We start from the raw sequence: 15,449 nt of genomic DNA, 5'->3' as shown, positions 1-15,449 counted from the left end.
TAATAGGAATTTTCCTATTAGTGTGAAGCGAATGGACGAAAACTATTCAAATCAGGAGATGAACCATAATGAGTCAACGTAAATGTGCATTAATTACAGGCAGCAGCAGAGGTGTAGGGAAAGAAGTGGCCCTTCGTCTAGCTGAAAAAGGATATGACATTGTCATTAACTATGCGAGAAGCAAAAAAGCCGCACTTGAAACAGCGGAAGAAATTGAAGCGATGGGTGTTAAAACATTGGTCGTCAAAGCCAACGTAGGTCAGCCAGAGAAAATAAAAGATATGTTTCAGCAAATCGACGAAACCTTTGGCCGTTTAGACGTATTTGTGAACAATGCGGCATCTGGCGTTCAGCGTCCAATCATGGATCTTGAAGAAAATCATTGGGACTGGACCATGAATATCAATGCGAAAGCGTTATTATTCTGCGGACAAGAAGCGGCGAAACTAATGGAGAAAAACGGGGGCGGACATATCGTCAGCATTAGCTCACTAGGCTCTATCCGCTACCTTGAAAATTACACGGTGGTCGGCGTATCAAAAGCGGCACTAGAAGCTTTAACGCGTTACCTTTCTGTTGAGCTGTCACAAAAAAATATCGTCGTCAATGCTGTATCAGGCGGCGCGATCGATACCGATGCACTCAAGCACTTCCCGAACCGAGAAGAGCTTTTAGAAGATGCGAAGAAAAACACTCCTGCTGGCCGAATGGTAGAAATTAAAGACATGGTCGACAGCGTGGAATTCCTTGTATCAGGCAAGGCAGACATGATTAGAGGACAAACCATCATTGTAGATGGCGGACGTTCTTTGCTTGTTTAAAAAATCATGAATAGGAAGTACACCTTCTGCACAAATTAATGTGCGTGGAGGTGATAATGATGGATAAACAACAAAACAAAACAAACGCACAACAAGTGAAAAAACAAAACCAAGCTTCTGCTCAAGGTCAATATGGTACTGAATTTGCTAGCGAGACTGACGCACAGCAAGTAAAAAAATACAACCAAAAAGCTGAGCAAAACAAACAACAAAACAGCTAATCACTGAAACAGAGGAAGGCACTTCATCTACGAATGAAGTGCTTTTCTTTTTGCCTGTCACCACCATCCGACAAAACCTGTAAAACCTCTACATAAACAGTCAAAGGACTTCTTCATTCTTTCAAGAAATGGTATAGATACAAAAAGTGGATTCGATTGAAAGGGAGGAGTTAGATGTCTGATTTTGATCAGCTTGTGAGAGAACAAATGCAGCTCATGGATCAGCTGCTTGATGTCCAAGGGGAGCTCGATATGTGCTTAGAGACAGAGAAACGATTGCTGCAGGATGAAAAAAAGGAAGAGTGGCATAGGCTTCATCATCAAATCAAACAGAAACGGGAAGAACTAAAAAGAGTCCAAACATTATTTACAAAACAGACAGAACAGGTGATTAAGTCATATAAACAGATTGAGCAGAGTTCAACCTTGATGTAATGAAGTGTGCCGTTCAATTGGGTTGAATGGCTTTTTCATTTCATTTTTTAACTATGTAACGGTATAATATAATAGAGACATGTTTAGTTGGGAAATTAGGTCTTTGGACTGTTAGGTTTGTTTGTTATAGAAAGTAGGGGAGAAAATATGGGCTATCCCAAGGAAGGAGAAACCATCCAAATTCAAAGCTATAAACATAATGGCTTGATCCACAGGATTTGGAATGAAACCACCATTCTGAAAGCAACGGAATTGTGTATCATTGGTGCAAACGATCGTACAATGGTGACTGAATCCGATGGCCGGACATGGATGACGAGAGAACCGGCTATTTGCTATTTTCATGCAAAACATTGGTTTAATGTAATTGGGATGCTTAGAGATGATGGGGTATATTATTACTGCAACATTAGCTCTCCTTTTGCGACAGACGAAGAGGCAATTAAGTATATTGATTACGATTTAGATGTCAAAGTCTTTCCAGACATGACGTACAATATTTTGGATGAGGATGAATATGCAGACCATAAGAGGCAAATGAATTATCCAAAAGAAATCGATAGTATCTTAAGAGAGCATTTGAATACATTACTGCATTGGATTCACCAGCGGAAAGGTCCGTTTGCTCCTGAATTTGTGGATATGTGGTATGAACGTTTTTTACATTATACAAAATAAGCAAGAGCAGCAAAAACCTGTTTGGCTTTACATAAGCTAACAGGTTTTTGACTGCGTACGGATAAGAGGCGCTGATAGATTGGGAAGGAGATTTACATGGGGGTCATTAAACGCTACATGGCTTTTGTTACACCGTATAAAAAACAGATTGCATTGACAATGGTCATCGGAATGATCAAGTTCTCGATTCCCTTAACCTTGCCTCTGCTTTTAAAGTATGTCATTGATGATGTCATCCAAGGCTCGGGGTCGCCTGAAGAAAAGACATCATCTCTACTCATGATTATGGGCATCATGCTCGTTATATTTTTAGTCATGAGGCCGCCTGTCGAATACTATAGACAATATTATGCACAGTGGACTGGCAGTAAGGTATTGTTTGATATTCGTGAAAAGCTGTTCTCGCATATTCAAAAGCTAAGCCTTCGTTATTATGCCAACACGAGAACAGGCGAAATTATTTCAAGAGTGATCAACGATGTTGAGCAGACGAAGGAATTTGTCATTACAGGATTGATGAACATTTGGCTTGATTTGATGACAGTCCTTATTGTCATTGCCATTATGTGTACACTGGATATCAAGCTCACCATCGTATCTGTCATTATTTTTCCGCTTTATGCGATAGCTGTGAAGTATTTTTATGGACGGCTTCGCAAGCTGACAAAAGAGCGGTCACAGGCACTGGCTGAAGTGCAAGGACATCTCCATGAACGAGTACAAGGAATGCCTGTTATTCGCAGCTTTGCGATTGAAGAGTATGAACAAGAGAATTTTCACGGTGAAAACAAGAATTTTTTAAACAAAGCAATCAATCACACGAATTGGAATGCCAAAACATTTGCAGTCGTCAATACCATCACAGACATTGCACCGCTGCTCATCATTGCTTTTGCAGGTTATACGGTAATTAATGGATCGCTTTCGATTGGGACAATGATTGCCTTTGTCGGCTACATTGACCGGATGTATAATCCGATTCGCCGTCTCATTAACTCATCGACGACTTTAACCCAGTCGGTTGCGTCAATGGATCGTATTTTTGAGTTTATCGATGAGCCTTATGAGGTAACAGATCGGCCAAATGCAAAAGAAGCCAACGATTTAAAAGGAGAGGTAGAATTTAAAAATGTGTCGTTTCGCTATGAACATACACAGGAAGAGATTTTACATAATATCTCCTTAAAAGTAGAAAAAGGACAAACGATTGCGCTTGTAGGAATGAGCGGTGGAGGGAAGTCAACGCTCGTCAGCTTAATTCCAAGATTTTATGATGTCACAAACGGGTCACTTGAAATTGACGGCATTGATATTAAAGAATACAAAGCAAGAAGCCTCCGAAATCAAGTCGGAATGGTGCTGCAAGATACGTTCTTATTCAGCGACACGATTAAAGAAAATATTGCTGTTGGAGACCCGGAAGCGTCTTTTGAAAAAATCGTATCGGCTGCCAAAGCGGCAAATGCCCATGAATTTATCATGTCTCTTCCTGAAGGGTATGACACAAAGGTAGGAGAACGGGGCGTGAAGCTGTCAGGCGGTCAAAAACAAAGGATTTCGATTGCAAGGGTTTTTCTCAAAAATCCACCGCTCCTCATTTTAGACGAAGCGACGTCTGCACTTGATTTAGAAAGTGAGCATTATATTCAAGAAGCGATGCAAAAGCTAGCTAAGGACCGGACAACCTTTATTGTCGCGCACCGCTTAACGACCATTACCCATGCCGACCAAATTGTCGTCATGGAACAAGGTGAAATTGTGGAAAAAGGAACACACGAAGAATTAATGAACCGAGACAGTCACTATCGCCATCTATTTACCATTCAAACATTAAATTAGTAGAAGCCTATCCGATTCTAGCGGATAGGCTTTTTTATGCTTGTCAAAAACATGACATATTTCCCAGCTTGTCTCAATACAATTTTAAAAAGTATGACGGGGTGGTGAATATGTGAAAGAACAAGACGTATTACTAGATGTCAAACAGCTATCCATTGCGTTTCAGCAAAAAAAGCAGAGAGTCCCGATCGTCCATCACATATCGTTCTCGATTCAAAAAGGAGAAACCTTAGGCATTGTTGGCGAATCTGGTTGCGGGAAAAGTATCACGTCGATGTCATTAATGGGATTGAATCAGCAAACAGAAACAACGGGTGAGATTCAATTCGAAGGTCAAAACCTGCTTTCACTTTCGGAGAAACAGTGGCGAGAGGTGAGGGGAAATGACATTTCGATGATTTTCCAGGAGCCAATGACCTCTTTGAATCCATTAATGACCATTGGCAAGCAAATGACCGAAGCTCTTTTCACACATCAAGCAATCGGCCAAAAAGAAGCAAAGGTCAAGACGGTCAATCTACTTCAAACGGTTGGATTGAAACAAGCAGAATCGTTACTCAAAAAATATCCACATGAATTATCAGGCGGCATGCGCCAGCGTGTGATGATTGCAATGGCCATGCTGTGTCACCCAAAGCTCATGATTGCAGATGAACCGACGACTGCACTTGATGTCACCATCCAAGCACAAATTCTTCGTTTGCTCAAAAAGTTAAACGAAGAGATGGACACCGCTATTTTATTTATTACCCACGATCTAGGTGTCGTACGGCAAATATGCCAGCGTGTCATGATTATGTATGCCGGTCGAATCGTAGAAGAAGGAACCGTTGACCGTATTTTTCAAAAACCACTGCATCCCTACACAAAAGGCCTTTTCGCCTCTGTTCCATCATTTAAAGAGAAAAAAGAAAAGCTCATCTCTATAGCGGGTCACGTACCTAAGCCCGGGGCCATCCAGTCCGGCTGTCAATTTGCACCACGCTGTCCGTATCAAATGCCGCAATGTCTAGAAAAAGACCCAGCCTTACAATCCATTGAACAGAATCATCGCGTGTCATGTTTTCTAATGGAAGGAGGAGAAGACACTGAGTCACCCACTCTTGCAAGTGAATCAGCTGACAAAACGTTATGAGACATCAGCTTTTTTTTCTAAAAATAAACACACGACCTTGGCGTTAAATCAAGTGTCCTTTCATTTGAAGGAAGGGGAAACGCTTGGCATTGTTGGCGAATCTGGCTGCGGAAAATCAACGCTTGGCAAAAGCTTAATGAGATTGACTGAACCGACTTCAGGCTCTATTCAACTGAAAGGGCAAGAAGTGACACTTCTGAAAGAACGAGACATGCGTTCCTTAAGAAAAGACATTCAAATGATCTTTCAAGATCCATACGCTTCCTTAAATCCACGTATGAAAATCAAAGATATTTTAGAGGAACCGCTTCTTGTTCATAAACACGGGACGAAAGCAGAAAGGCAGAAGCGGGTAAAAGAGATGCTGCACATTGTTGGGTTTGATCCATCCTATGGAGACCGTTATGCACACCAATTCAGCGGCGGCCAAAGGCAGCGTATCGGCATTGCCAGAGCACTCATCACTCATCCAAGCCTTGTGATTGCCGATGAACCAGTCTCGGCTTTAGATGTATCCGTTCAAGCGCAAATTTTGAATTTGATGCTCGAATTGCAAAAGACGCTTTCTCTGACGTATTTGTTTATTTCTCACGATCTTGGTGTTGTCAGGTATATGAGTGACCGAATTGCCGTGATGTATGCTGGCCGAATTGTCGAGATGGGTCCTGCCGAAGACGTGTTTCACAAGCCGCTCCATCCCTATACCTCGCTGCTTCTGAAATCCATTCCACATATGGATCACGTGCTAGAGTCGCAAGATGTGGCAGCTGAAGAGTCCACTATGGCGGTAGAAGGCGGCTGTCCTTTCTACAAAAGGTGTCCGAAAAGATGGGCGCAATGCCTGCAAGCTGTTCCTTCTTTGTATGAGGAGGAAACTGGACACGCAGCTGCCTGCTATTTATATCAAAAGGAGGAACACAATGAAGAAGACAAGGTTATTCAGTAGTTTCATTTTTGTGCTGGCACTTGCGTTATTTTTAGGAGGATGTTCGTCCGCACCAACATCAGAAGAAAAGGCAACAAAAGACACCCTCGTATTTGGCAGAGGAGGAGACTCCACTTCACTTGATCCGATTACAACGACAGAAGGTGAAACCTTCAAGGTCACCGAGAATATGTTTGAAAAGCTGCTGAATTACGGTGAGAAAGACACGACCATCCATCCTGGCCTAGCTACAGAATGGGATGTTGCAAAGGACGGAAAATCGTACACGTTCTACTTAAGAGAAGGTGTGAAATTTCACGATGGCACAAACTTTAACGCAGAAGCAGTCAAATTCAACTTTGACCGCTGGATGAATGGCGATGCAGAGAAATTTCCTTACTACGGCATGTTTGGCGGCTATAAAAAAGATAAGGGACATGTCATTAAAGACATCATCGTCAAAGGTGAGCATGAGATTGAATTTCAACTAAAGCGCCCGCAGGCAACGTTTCTGAAAAACATTGCCATGTCTCCATTCGGGATCGCAAGTCCTGCGGCTGTTGAAAAAAGTGGCGATTCATTTAGAGAAAATCCAGTTGGTACAGGACCATTCAAGTTTAAAGAGTGGAAGCAAAACGACCGCATTGTCTTAGAAAAGAACGAAAATTACTGGCAAAAGGATAAACCAAAACTTAATCAAATCATCTTCCGCTCCATTCCTGAAAACTCAGCCCGTTTAAATGCGCTGAAAACAGGAGAAATCGATTTAATGGATGGCGTGAATCCGTCAGATTTAGATGGCATTAAAACCGACAAAGCGCTCCAGCTCATTGAAAGACCATCGATGAACGTAGGCTATATCGGACTGACAGTGACGAGAAAGCCGCTTGATAACAAGCTGGTTCGTCAGGCGCTCAATTATGCGGTCGATAAAGAATCCATCATTGAGTCATTTTATGGCGGACTAGCTGAATCAGCGAAAAACCCGCTTCCACCCTCTTTAGAAGGCTACAATGACGACATAGAGCCATATCCATATGATCCAGAAAAGGCGAAAGAGCTATTGAAAGAAGCAGGCTTCCCTGACGGCTTTCGCATCAAGCTTTGGGCAATGCCTGTGCCGCGTCCATATATGCCTGATGGGATGAAGGTAGCAGAAGTCATTCAGTCAAACTTTGAAAAGGTTGGCGTCAAAGCAGAAATTGTGACATATGACTGGGCGACTTATTTAGATAAAGCAAGTAAAGGGGAAGCGGATGTGTTCTTGTTAGGCTGGACAGGAGACAATGGCGATCCTGATAACTTCATCTACACACTACTGGACGAAGACAGCATCGGCGGCAACAACTATACATTCTTTCAAAATGATAAAATGCATGACATTTTAATTGAAGCGCAAACAGACATAGATCAAAAGAAACGAAATGAACTGTATAAAAAAGCTCAAGAGATCATTCATGACGAAGCGCCTTGGATTCCATTGGTGCATTCAATTCCAATGCTCGCAGCAACTAGTGATTTAAAAGGATACCAGCCGCACCCAACTGGTTCAGAAGCTTTGACTGACGTGTATTTCGAATAAGCAAATAAGGGGGAGAATTTTATCCCCCTTATTCAAACAAATCAAAAGGCGGTGAAAGCTGTTTGTTTGCTTATTGTATGAAACGAGCAGGGATGCTCATCCCAGTACTGATCGGAATGACATTGGTCGTGTTTTCGATTATTCGGTTTATACCGGGGAATCCAGCGCAGGTCATCTTAGGGCAGCGGGCAACAAAAGAAGCAGTAGAGCAATTAACGATCCAGCTTGGTTTGAATCAGCCGTGGCACGTTCAATACGGTCATTACATGCTGGGCCTTTTAAAAGGTGATTTAGGGACTTCCATTCGAACAGGAGCGGCTATTGCCCAGGAAATGAAGCCTTACTTATTTGCGACGTTAGAACTGACATTTTTTGCAATGGTGCTGGCGATTTTCGTGGGAGTGAATGCTGGAATCATTAGTGCTTGGTTTAAACATTCTTTCTTTGATTATATCGCGATGTTAATTGCTCTCATTGGGGTGTCCATGCCTATCTTCTGGTTAGGTTTAATGGGGCAGTGGCTGTTCTCGATCGAATTAGGTATTTTGCCGACAACAGGCCGAGAAAACGTCAGGAATCCAGTGGAGTCGATTACGTATATTCATACGCTAGATACGCTTTTGCAAGGCCGGTTTGATCAATTCATTGACAGCATCAAACATTTGATTTTACCAAGTACAGCTCTTGCAACCATTCCTGCTGCGATCATTGCTAGGATTACGAGGGCAAGTATGCTGGAAGTGCTTCATTCCGATTTTATTCGAACGGCAAAAGCAAAAGGTGTCCGTTCGTTTTTCATCATTTATCAGCATGGGCTGAAAAATGCGCTCATTCCAATTTTGACGATTATTGGTCTTCAGACAGGTCTTTTGCTTGGCGGAGCGATTTTAACCGAAACCATTTTTGCTTGGCCGGGAATTGGGCGGTATATATACGATGCGATCAGCTATCGTGATTACCCTGTCATTCAAACTGGCATTCTTGTTGTTGCGCTCATATTTGTGCTCATCAATTTCATTGTGGACATATTGTATGCGGTCATTGATCCAAGAATTAAATACTAGAGAAGGGAGAGTGACAACATGGAAGCGCAAAAAGAGTTTCATGCACCTCAGCTAAAAAAAGAACGCTCTCAATCACTGATTCTTGAATCGACGAAGCAGTTCTTTCAGCACAAACTGGCGGTCATTGGCAGTGTGATTGTCTTTTTATTTCTCATCCTAGCGATCTTCGCACCGCTCATTGCTCCTTATGGAATCAACGAACAATCACTGGGTGAGCGGTTTAGTGCACCTTCAGCCGCGCACTGGTTTGGTACGGATGATTTCGGCAGAGATATATTTTCAAGAGTTGTGCATGGAGCACGGATTTCATTATGGGTTGGTTTCTTCTCGGTGCTCGGATCAGTCATTTTAGGCACATTGCTTGGATTGATGGCAGGTTATGGGGGAAGAGTTCTGGATGCTGTGATCTCGAGACTATTTGATATTTTACTCGCCTTTCCTAGCATTCTATTAGCCATTGCTATCGTCTCCATCTTAGGCCCTTCCTTACAAAATGCCCTTATTGCCATAGCGATTATTAACGTCCCGACCTTTGGGCGGCTGGTTCGTTCAAAGGTGCTAAGCATTAAACAAGAAGAATATGTGCTAGCAGCCAAGGCAGTTGGGATGTCCCACCGCCGCATCGTGCTGCGTCACATCCTGCCAAATAGTATGGTGCCGGTCATCGTACAGGCGACGCTTGCGATCGGAACGGCGATTATCGAAGCGGCAGCTTTAGGCTTTTTAGGATTGGGTGCACAGGCGCCAAGTCCCGAGTGGGGGAAAATGCTCGCCGATGCAAGGCCTTATCTCGTTCAAGCCCCATGGACTTTATTCTTCCCAGGCATCGCCATCATGCTGACGGTTCTTGGCTTTAATTTGATGGGAGATGGATTAAGAGACACACTTGATCCTAAAATGAAGAAAATAAAATAAGACCGATTCTCGGGAATCGGTCCTTCTTCTAACATAGCGCCAAGCTGATCAAGACGCTCGTAGACTCCGTCTTCTTTTAACAATTCCAAGCATGCAATACCAGAAAGAATGGACGCAGGATTTCCTGCCATCGTGCCAGCTTGATAGGCTGGTCCAAGCGGGGCGACTTGCTCCATAATTTCTTTTTTTCCGCCGTAAGCGCCGATGGGAAGACCGCCGCCAATAATTTTACCTAATGCAGTGAGGGTGCTCACGAATGTCAAATTCGCTCCGCAAAAGTAGCTGTCTTACCTAGACTTCAAGGGTTTTCATATCACGCTGAAAAGAAGACAAAGAGCTAAAATGAAGATCATTTTAGCTCTTTGTCAATCTGAGACCGATTCCAAGAATCGGTCTTTTCTGTTTATGCTTCTTTTTCTTCCGTCTCAATTTCACTATCCTTTGGGTGATACGTTTGGAAGCTTGTAATCAATGTATCTAAATGCTGCAATTCATCACGGTATTCGATGATGCTGGACATCACATTCAGCATATTGTAATCGAGCAAGTCGTTTTCTTGGTTTTGCTGATGCTGAATAAATGATTTCGTTAATGTTTCAAGGCGAAGCGAGCATTCATTTTGAAAGTCATCGTCCTGCGGCTTCATTTTTCCGACAAACTTCATCAAGGTGCGCTCGTGCCAATAGAGTAAATAATCAATTTCATCAGTTAAGCTTTCCCTGAAATGCTCTGGCATCAAATGAATTTCATTTTCTAATTTATGAAGCTTTTTCAGTAAGTACAGAGCTCGATTCGACGTCATAATCGCCTGTCTGAACAAAACCAGCTTTCTTGATTTTACATACGTGGTTTTCTTTAAATAGCTTCGTTCCTCTTTGTATAACAAGTAAATGTGATCTAATTTGATCATACGTTCTTTTATTTGATCGATGTCATCCTTTAAAGTGGAATGATCAGTAGACTGTCTGGAGCTCAGACGGATCCATTTTAAAATCTCCTCCGTATTCTCCATAATGTGATGAACCAGCTTTGTTTCATACTTTGGCGGCAGGAAGATTAAATTCACTAAAAATGAAGAAAGAACCCCTAGCACCACAGTAGCTGTTCGAATTAAGGCAAAGGAAAGGAAATGATCCCCCGCACTTTCTAAAATCGCGATGACGGTTACAAGTGCAATCGGAATCGTGTGTTCAATCTTCAGCTTTAAATTAATGGCGATGACCATGACGGCGGTTAAACCGATAATGACGGGTCCTGTGCCGAAAAGCAGACCGAACGTAATGGCAAGTGCTGCTCCAATAATATTCGCTTGCACTTGATCAACAATCGTTAAAAATGATCGATAAATAGATGGCTGGATAGCAAATACAGCTGCAATTCCCGCGAAGACGGGCGTTGGCAACCCAAGCCATGTTGCCAGGTAAAGCGCGAGTACAATGGCAATACCGGTTTTTAAAATACGGGCTCCAAGTTTCATTGGTTTTGTCCCTGCATTCCTTTCTTTTTGATAATAGATGATCACTTGTCATTTATTATAAATATTTTGATGAAACAACTAAGTAATATACAGCGGTCTTCCGAAATATTCAAGTGATTTTTGAAAGTTCATGAAAACATCAAAAGAAGGTATTGAGAAAAAATGTAACAGATTCACTCGCTTTTGACAATCAAGAGCTGATCAATAAAAAAACAGACGCATGGATTTACGTCTGTTTTTGACTCGATTATGATTTTTTCAGCTGTTCAAACGCATGATCTACCGCTTGTAATGTCTCAGAAATATCTTTTTCAGTATGTGAGATGGTTAAGAACCAAGCTTCATATTTAGAAGGGGCGAGGTTAATACCTTGCGTGAGCATCAATTTGAAGAAGCGCGCGAACATCTCGCCATCCGTATTTTCAGCCTGCTCGTAGTTCACAATTGTTTCTTTTGTAAAATAAATCGTGAGCGCACCCTTTAAACGATTCACTGTAATATCTACTTGATGTTTTTTGGCATGGGCTAAAATTCCTTCTTCTAACATAGCGCCAAGCTGATCAAGACGCTCGTAGACTCCGTCTTCTTTTAACAATTCCAAGCATGCAATACCAGAAAGAATGGACGCAGGATTTCCTGCCATCGTGCCAGCTTGATAGGCTGGTCCAAGCGGGGCGACTTGCTCCATAATTTCTTTTTTTCCGCCGTAAGCGCCGATGGGAAGACCGCCGCCAATAATTTTACCTAATGCAGTGAGGTCAGGTTTTACTTGAAGCAAGTCCTGTGCACCGCCATACATAAAGCGGAAAGCTGTAATCACTTCATCATAGATCACCAGTGCGCCTTTTTCATGAGTGAGGTCATTGACCTGCTGCAAGAAACCATCCTTAGGCTCCACAATCCCAAAGTTGCCGACAATCGGCTCAACAAGGACAGCCGCTACTTCATCGCCCCAGCGATCTAATGCTTCTTTGTAGCTGTCAATATCATTAAATGGAACGGTAATGACTTCGTTGGCGATGCTCTTAGGTACGCCCGCTGAATCAGGCGTTCCTAAAGTGGAAGGACCAGAGCCAGCTGCCACTAGCACAAGATCAGAGTGACCGTGGTAGCACCCGGCAAATTTAATGATCTTTGTTCTGCCTGTATAAGCGCGAGCTACACGAATCGTGGTCATCACAGCTTCCGTACCTGAATTGACAAAACGAACTTTATCCAAAGCAGGCATAGCTTCCTTTAGCATTTTCGCAAATGTGACTTCATGCTTCGTTGGGGTTCCATAAAGGACACCACTTTCAGCCGCTTTCGTGATGGCTTTTGTAATATGAGGATGAGCATGGCCTGTAATAATTGGTCCGTATGCTGCCAGATAGTCGATATATCGATTTCCGTCAACATCCCAAAAATATGCGCCTTCTCCTCTTTCCATTGCAACGGGTGATCCGCCGCCTACTGCCTTATATGAACGAGATGGGCTGTTAACCCCTCCTACAATATGTTCCAGCGCCTCTTGATGTAATTTTTCTGATTCTGTGAATTTCATAAATAGCCTCCTATCTCAACGTATCACGTCGTCTATCATTATTTTAACATGCCGATGCAAGCGTCCTTAGTTGAATATCTTATCGAAATTGGATAGGCTAATTAAAAAATAGGTAGGAGGGATTGTGTCATGACAATCGAAGTGGGGCAGCAAGTACCTGATATTGAATTAACCGGTGACAATGGGGAGAAAATAAAGCTTTCTGATTTTAAAGGAAAACATATTGTCCTTTATTTCTATCCAAAAGATATGACACCAGGCTGTACAACAGAAGCATGCGATTTCCGCGACCGTCATCAAAGCTTTGCAGAATTAGATGCCGTCATAATTGGCGTAAGCCCAGACAGTCAGGACAAGCACCAAAAGTTTAAAGAAAAACATGATTTACCTTTCCTGCTTCTTGTAGACAATGAACAGAAATTGTCTGAAGCCTTCGGGGTATGGAAGTTGAAAAAGAACTTTGGCAAAGAATACATGGGAATCGAACGATCAACGTTTCTTATTAATAAAGAAGGAACGCTTGTGAAAGAATGGCGAAAAGTAAAGGTGAAAGACCACGTAGAAGAAGCGTTAGAGGAATTGAAAGCTCACGCTTAATCACATCACAGGATGAGATCGGCAGACATGCCGATCTTTTTTATAAAGAAGAATAGGTAAAAAAGAGGATTGTAATTGACAAAGTTTCGGCTCTGGGGGTACACTATTTATAAAGATTATAATATAAGAATATTTTTGAAGAGAGGTGCATGATGAAATGGCTGCTCACGAACTAAAAGACGCTTTAGATGCTCTAAAAGAAACCGGTGTTCGAATTACTCCGCAGCGCCATGCCATCTTGGAGTTTCTCGTAAATTCTATGACTCACCCAACCGCGGACGATATATATAAAGCACTTGAAGGGAAATTTCCAAATATGAGTGTAGCAACGGTTTACAACAATTTACGAGTCTTCAGGGAATCTGGATTAGTAAAGGAATTAACGTATGGTGATTCCTCAAGCCGATTTGATTTTGCGACATCTGACCATTACCATGCGATTTGTGAAAATTGCGGAAAAATCGTTGACTTTCACTATCCTGGCCTTGATGAAGTTGAACAGCTTGCATCCCATGTGACGGGCTTTAAAGTCAGTCATCATCGCTTGGAGATCTATGGAACTTGTCAAGAATGTGCGAAAAAAGAAAATCATTAATGAAAAAGCTGACCATTTGAATGGTCAGCTTATTTTTATGACTTTTTTCGATTGTAGGATTCATCAAACTCTTTACCCTCTAATGCTGGATCGAGAGTAAGCGGCTCTCTGCAATGCATGCACATATCCACTCGTCCGAGCACCTTTGTTTCCTTCTCACAGCTTGGACAAACAACTCGTACCGCCTTCGTAGAAAGCATGCCAATCCAAAAGTAAACGGCTGTACTTAATCCGATTGATAAGACGCCAAGCAGCATAAAAAAAGTCGACAGCCAGATCGATTCCTTAAAGAACACACCGATATACATGATCAGAAAGCCGACAAAAACCAAGCTAAGTGCAAATGTTCTGATTTTATTAATCTTACTGGAGTATTTCGCCATCCCTAGCCCCCCTTATCTCCAATATAGCACATTTTACCTTTCCGTTTGAATTAGTTATAGAGTTTTGTGAATAAATTGCTTATAATGATTCAATGATCTTTTTTCATGTATTGAAGGAATTTTGATTCTATGAGGAGAAATACATAGCATTAGAGAAGAACCCTACACCCGAGTATTGGAGGAATCACTATGGAAAATCTTCTCCGTCCTATTTATCAAGAGAGAGCAAGCCATCCAGATACATTAGCTGTGATTATAGTAGAAAGAAGACATAAAGTATCTTCTGAGACGGATAACTTTGATGCAGCACTTCTTGTCATTGTAAAAGAAGCGGAAGAGCCATTATTTATCAAACACTATGAATCCGATCACCAAACAGCTTCTTTAAATGTTGTCACAGATGATCAGTTGAAGGAATGGATTACCCTCGGCACTAACCGCCGAATCATTGATTGGATTTTGAATGGAAAAGTCCTATTTGATCGTAATGAATATATTTTCAACTTGATTGATGAACTGAGTACATTCCCGTTCTCACACCGTAAGCTCAAAATCGGTTTAGAATATGGTAAGCTCATTCGTAGATATATAGAAGGAAAAGCATTTTTTGAATCAAATCAATTCCTTGATGCATATAATTCCATTGTGCATGCCCTGCATCATCTGGCACGTATTGAAGTGATTGATAAAGGCTTCCACCCAGAAGTGACGGTTTGGAACCAAGTGCGTCATATGGAGCCTGAAGTGTATAAACTTTATTCAGAACTGATTGAAAGCCACGAAAGTCTGCATAAACGTTTAGAACTGTTATTTTTAGCGAATGATTTTTTGATCCATTCAAAAGCAGAAATTGGTGCCGCTCATTTACGTCATGTCATGGAGCAGCAGGATATTTGGCTTTTTGGCGAGCTTCTTGCACATCCTGACCTTAAGCATTTCACGCCTGACCTTAGCGTCATGATTGATTTCTTTGTGGAAAAAGGAATTGTTCAAGTGGAGCCAATTGAGACAAAGGGACAAAAAATCTATCATCGAGGATATTTTGTGAAAAAAGATATTGACGCATGAATATTATGATGGTATATTATTAAACGTCGCTAATGAGCAACCGAGTTGCTTTGAAAGAAAAGCTGACAAAAAGAAATTCTAAAAAACACTTGACGCACAAGGTGCTCAAATGTTATATTAAGAAAGTCGCCTCTGAGCGATAACGAACATGATCTTTGAAAACTAAACAAG

15 protein-coding genes and 2 pseudogenes are annotated in these 15,449 nt (G+C 41.9%); 13 read left to right on the top strand and 4 right to left on the bottom strand.

Annotated elements, in window-relative coordinates; translation table 11 throughout:
• The first annotated feature begins 68 nt into the window (after window positions 1–68).
• The 10 genes and pseudogenes from fabL to BA70_RS13075 all read left to right on the top strand — a co-directional run bounded on the left by fabL (window position 69) and on the right by BA70_RS13075 (window position 9,615).
• Entirely contained in the window at window positions 69–821 is a 753-nt protein-coding gene (fabL, locus tag BA70_RS13120) for an enoyl-[acyl-carrier-protein] reductase FabL (protein WP_024425211.1), read from the top strand.
• Between the two features lie 74 nt (window positions 822–895).
• Window positions 896–1,042: pseudogene (locus BA70_RS13115) on the top strand (gamma-type small acid-soluble spore protein); the annotation flags it as partial.
• A 174-nt stretch (window positions 1,043–1,216) separates the two neighbouring features.
• Window positions 1,217–1,477 (top strand): YgaB family protein, encoded by a 261-nt coding sequence (locus BA70_RS13110; protein ID WP_034323036.1) that lies wholly within the window; start codon window positions 1,217–1,219, stop codon window positions 1,475–1,477.
• 147 nt (window positions 1,478–1,624) lie between these two features.
• The gene (gene ntdP / locus BA70_RS13105) at window positions 1,625–2,155 is read left to right on the top strand and encodes a nucleoside tri-diphosphate phosphatase (protein ID WP_034323033.1); all 531 of its coding nucleotides are present in this window, start codon (window positions 1,625–1,627) and stop codon (window positions 2,153–2,155) included.
• A gap of 96 nt (window positions 2,156–2,251) precedes the next feature.
• Window positions 2,252–3,994, top strand: coding sequence for an ABC transporter ATP-binding protein (locus tag BA70_RS13100; protein WP_034323031.1), 1,743 nt, complete (start codon window positions 2,252–2,254; stop codon window positions 3,992–3,994).
• A gap of 112 nt (window positions 3,995–4,106) precedes the next feature.
• The gene (locus tag BA70_RS13095; protein WP_034323029.1) at window positions 4,107–5,129 is read left to right on the top strand and encodes an ABC transporter ATP-binding protein; all 1,023 of its coding nucleotides are present in this window, start codon (window positions 4,107–4,109) and stop codon (window positions 5,127–5,129) included.
• Window positions 5,098–6,075 carry an ABC transporter ATP-binding protein gene (locus tag BA70_RS13090; RefSeq protein ID WP_034323027.1) on the top strand — a complete coding sequence of 326 codons (978 nt, stop codon included), beginning with the start codon at window positions 5,098–5,100 and terminating at the stop codon, window positions 6,073–6,075. The genes BA70_RS13095 and BA70_RS13090 overlap by 32 nt, the downstream gene beginning before the upstream one ends.
• A complete protein-coding gene (locus BA70_RS13085; protein ID WP_034323024.1) occupies window positions 6,050–7,636 on the top strand; it encodes an ABC transporter substrate-binding protein in 1,587 nt (528 codons plus the stop codon). Before BA70_RS13090 ends, BA70_RS13085 begins: the two co-directional genes overlap by 26 nt.
• 62 nt (window positions 7,637–7,698) lie before the next feature.
• The gene (locus tag BA70_RS13080) at window positions 7,699–8,700 is read left to right on the top strand and encodes an ABC transporter permease (RefSeq protein ID WP_034323021.1); all 1,002 of its coding nucleotides are present in this window, start codon (window positions 7,699–7,701) and stop codon (window positions 8,698–8,700) included.
• An 18-nt stretch (window positions 8,701–8,718) separates the two neighbouring features.
• On the top strand, window positions 8,719–9,615 hold the full coding sequence (locus tag BA70_RS13075) for an ABC transporter permease (protein WP_034323019.1): 897 nt from the start codon (window positions 8,719–8,721) through the stop codon (window positions 9,613–9,615).
• A 20-nt stretch (window positions 9,616–9,635) separates the two neighbouring features.
• Here the strand turns inward: BA70_RS13075 and BA70_RS19580 are convergent.
• The 3 genes and pseudogenes from BA70_RS19580 to BA70_RS13065 all read right to left on the bottom strand — a co-directional run.
• Window positions 9,636–9,860: pseudogene (locus BA70_RS19580) on the bottom strand (aminotransferase class III-fold pyridoxal phosphate-dependent enzyme); the annotation flags it as partial.
• A 158-nt stretch (window positions 9,861–10,018) separates the two neighbouring features.
• Entirely contained in the window at window positions 10,019–11,092 is a 1,074-nt protein-coding gene (locus tag BA70_RS13070; RefSeq protein ID WP_034323015.1) for an FUSC family protein, read from the bottom strand.
• Window positions 11,093–11,339: 247 nt separating this feature from the next.
• Complete coding sequence (locus BA70_RS13065) at window positions 11,340–12,635, bottom strand: glutamate-1-semialdehyde 2,1-aminomutase (RefSeq protein ID WP_034323013.1); 1,296 nt, start codon at window positions 12,633–12,635, stop codon at window positions 11,340–11,342.
• A gap of 129 nt (window positions 12,636–12,764) precedes the next feature.
• On the opposite strand from BA70_RS13065, the gene bcp reads away from it, so the two are divergent.
• Window positions 12,765–13,232, top strand: coding sequence for a thioredoxin-dependent thiol peroxidase (bcp, locus tag BA70_RS13060; RefSeq protein ID WP_034323010.1), 468 nt, complete (start codon window positions 12,765–12,767; stop codon window positions 13,230–13,232).
• Between the two features lie 157 nt (window positions 13,233–13,389).
• A complete protein-coding gene (perR, locus tag BA70_RS13055) occupies window positions 13,390–13,827 on the top strand; it encodes a peroxide-responsive transcriptional repressor PerR (RefSeq protein WP_012009347.1) in 438 nt (145 codons plus the stop codon).
• 35 nt (window positions 13,828–13,862) lie between these two features.
• Here the strand turns inward: perR and BA70_RS13050 are convergent, their stop codons facing one another.
• On the bottom strand, window positions 13,863–14,210 hold the full coding sequence (locus BA70_RS13050; RefSeq protein WP_034323008.1) for a YgzB family protein: 348 nt from the start codon (window positions 14,208–14,210) through the stop codon (window positions 13,863–13,865).
• Window positions 14,211–14,399: 189 nt separating this feature from the next.
• Here BA70_RS13050 and BA70_RS13045 point away from each other — a divergent pair, with 189 nt between their 5' ends.
• Window positions 14,400–15,278, top strand: a complete 879-nt coding sequence (locus BA70_RS13045; RefSeq protein WP_034323005.1) for a nucleotidyltransferase-like protein — start codon at window positions 14,400–14,402, stop codon at window positions 15,276–15,278.
• Window positions 15,279–15,449: the final 171 nt, after the last annotated feature.

The sequence above is a fragment of the Bacillus zhangzhouensis genome (assembly GCF_000715205.1).
In the GTDB taxonomy this organism is placed as follows: Bacteria; Bacillota; Bacilli; order Bacillales; family Bacillaceae; genus Bacillus; species Bacillus zhangzhouensis.
This window is presented reverse-complemented; position numbering and strand designations above follow the sequence as displayed.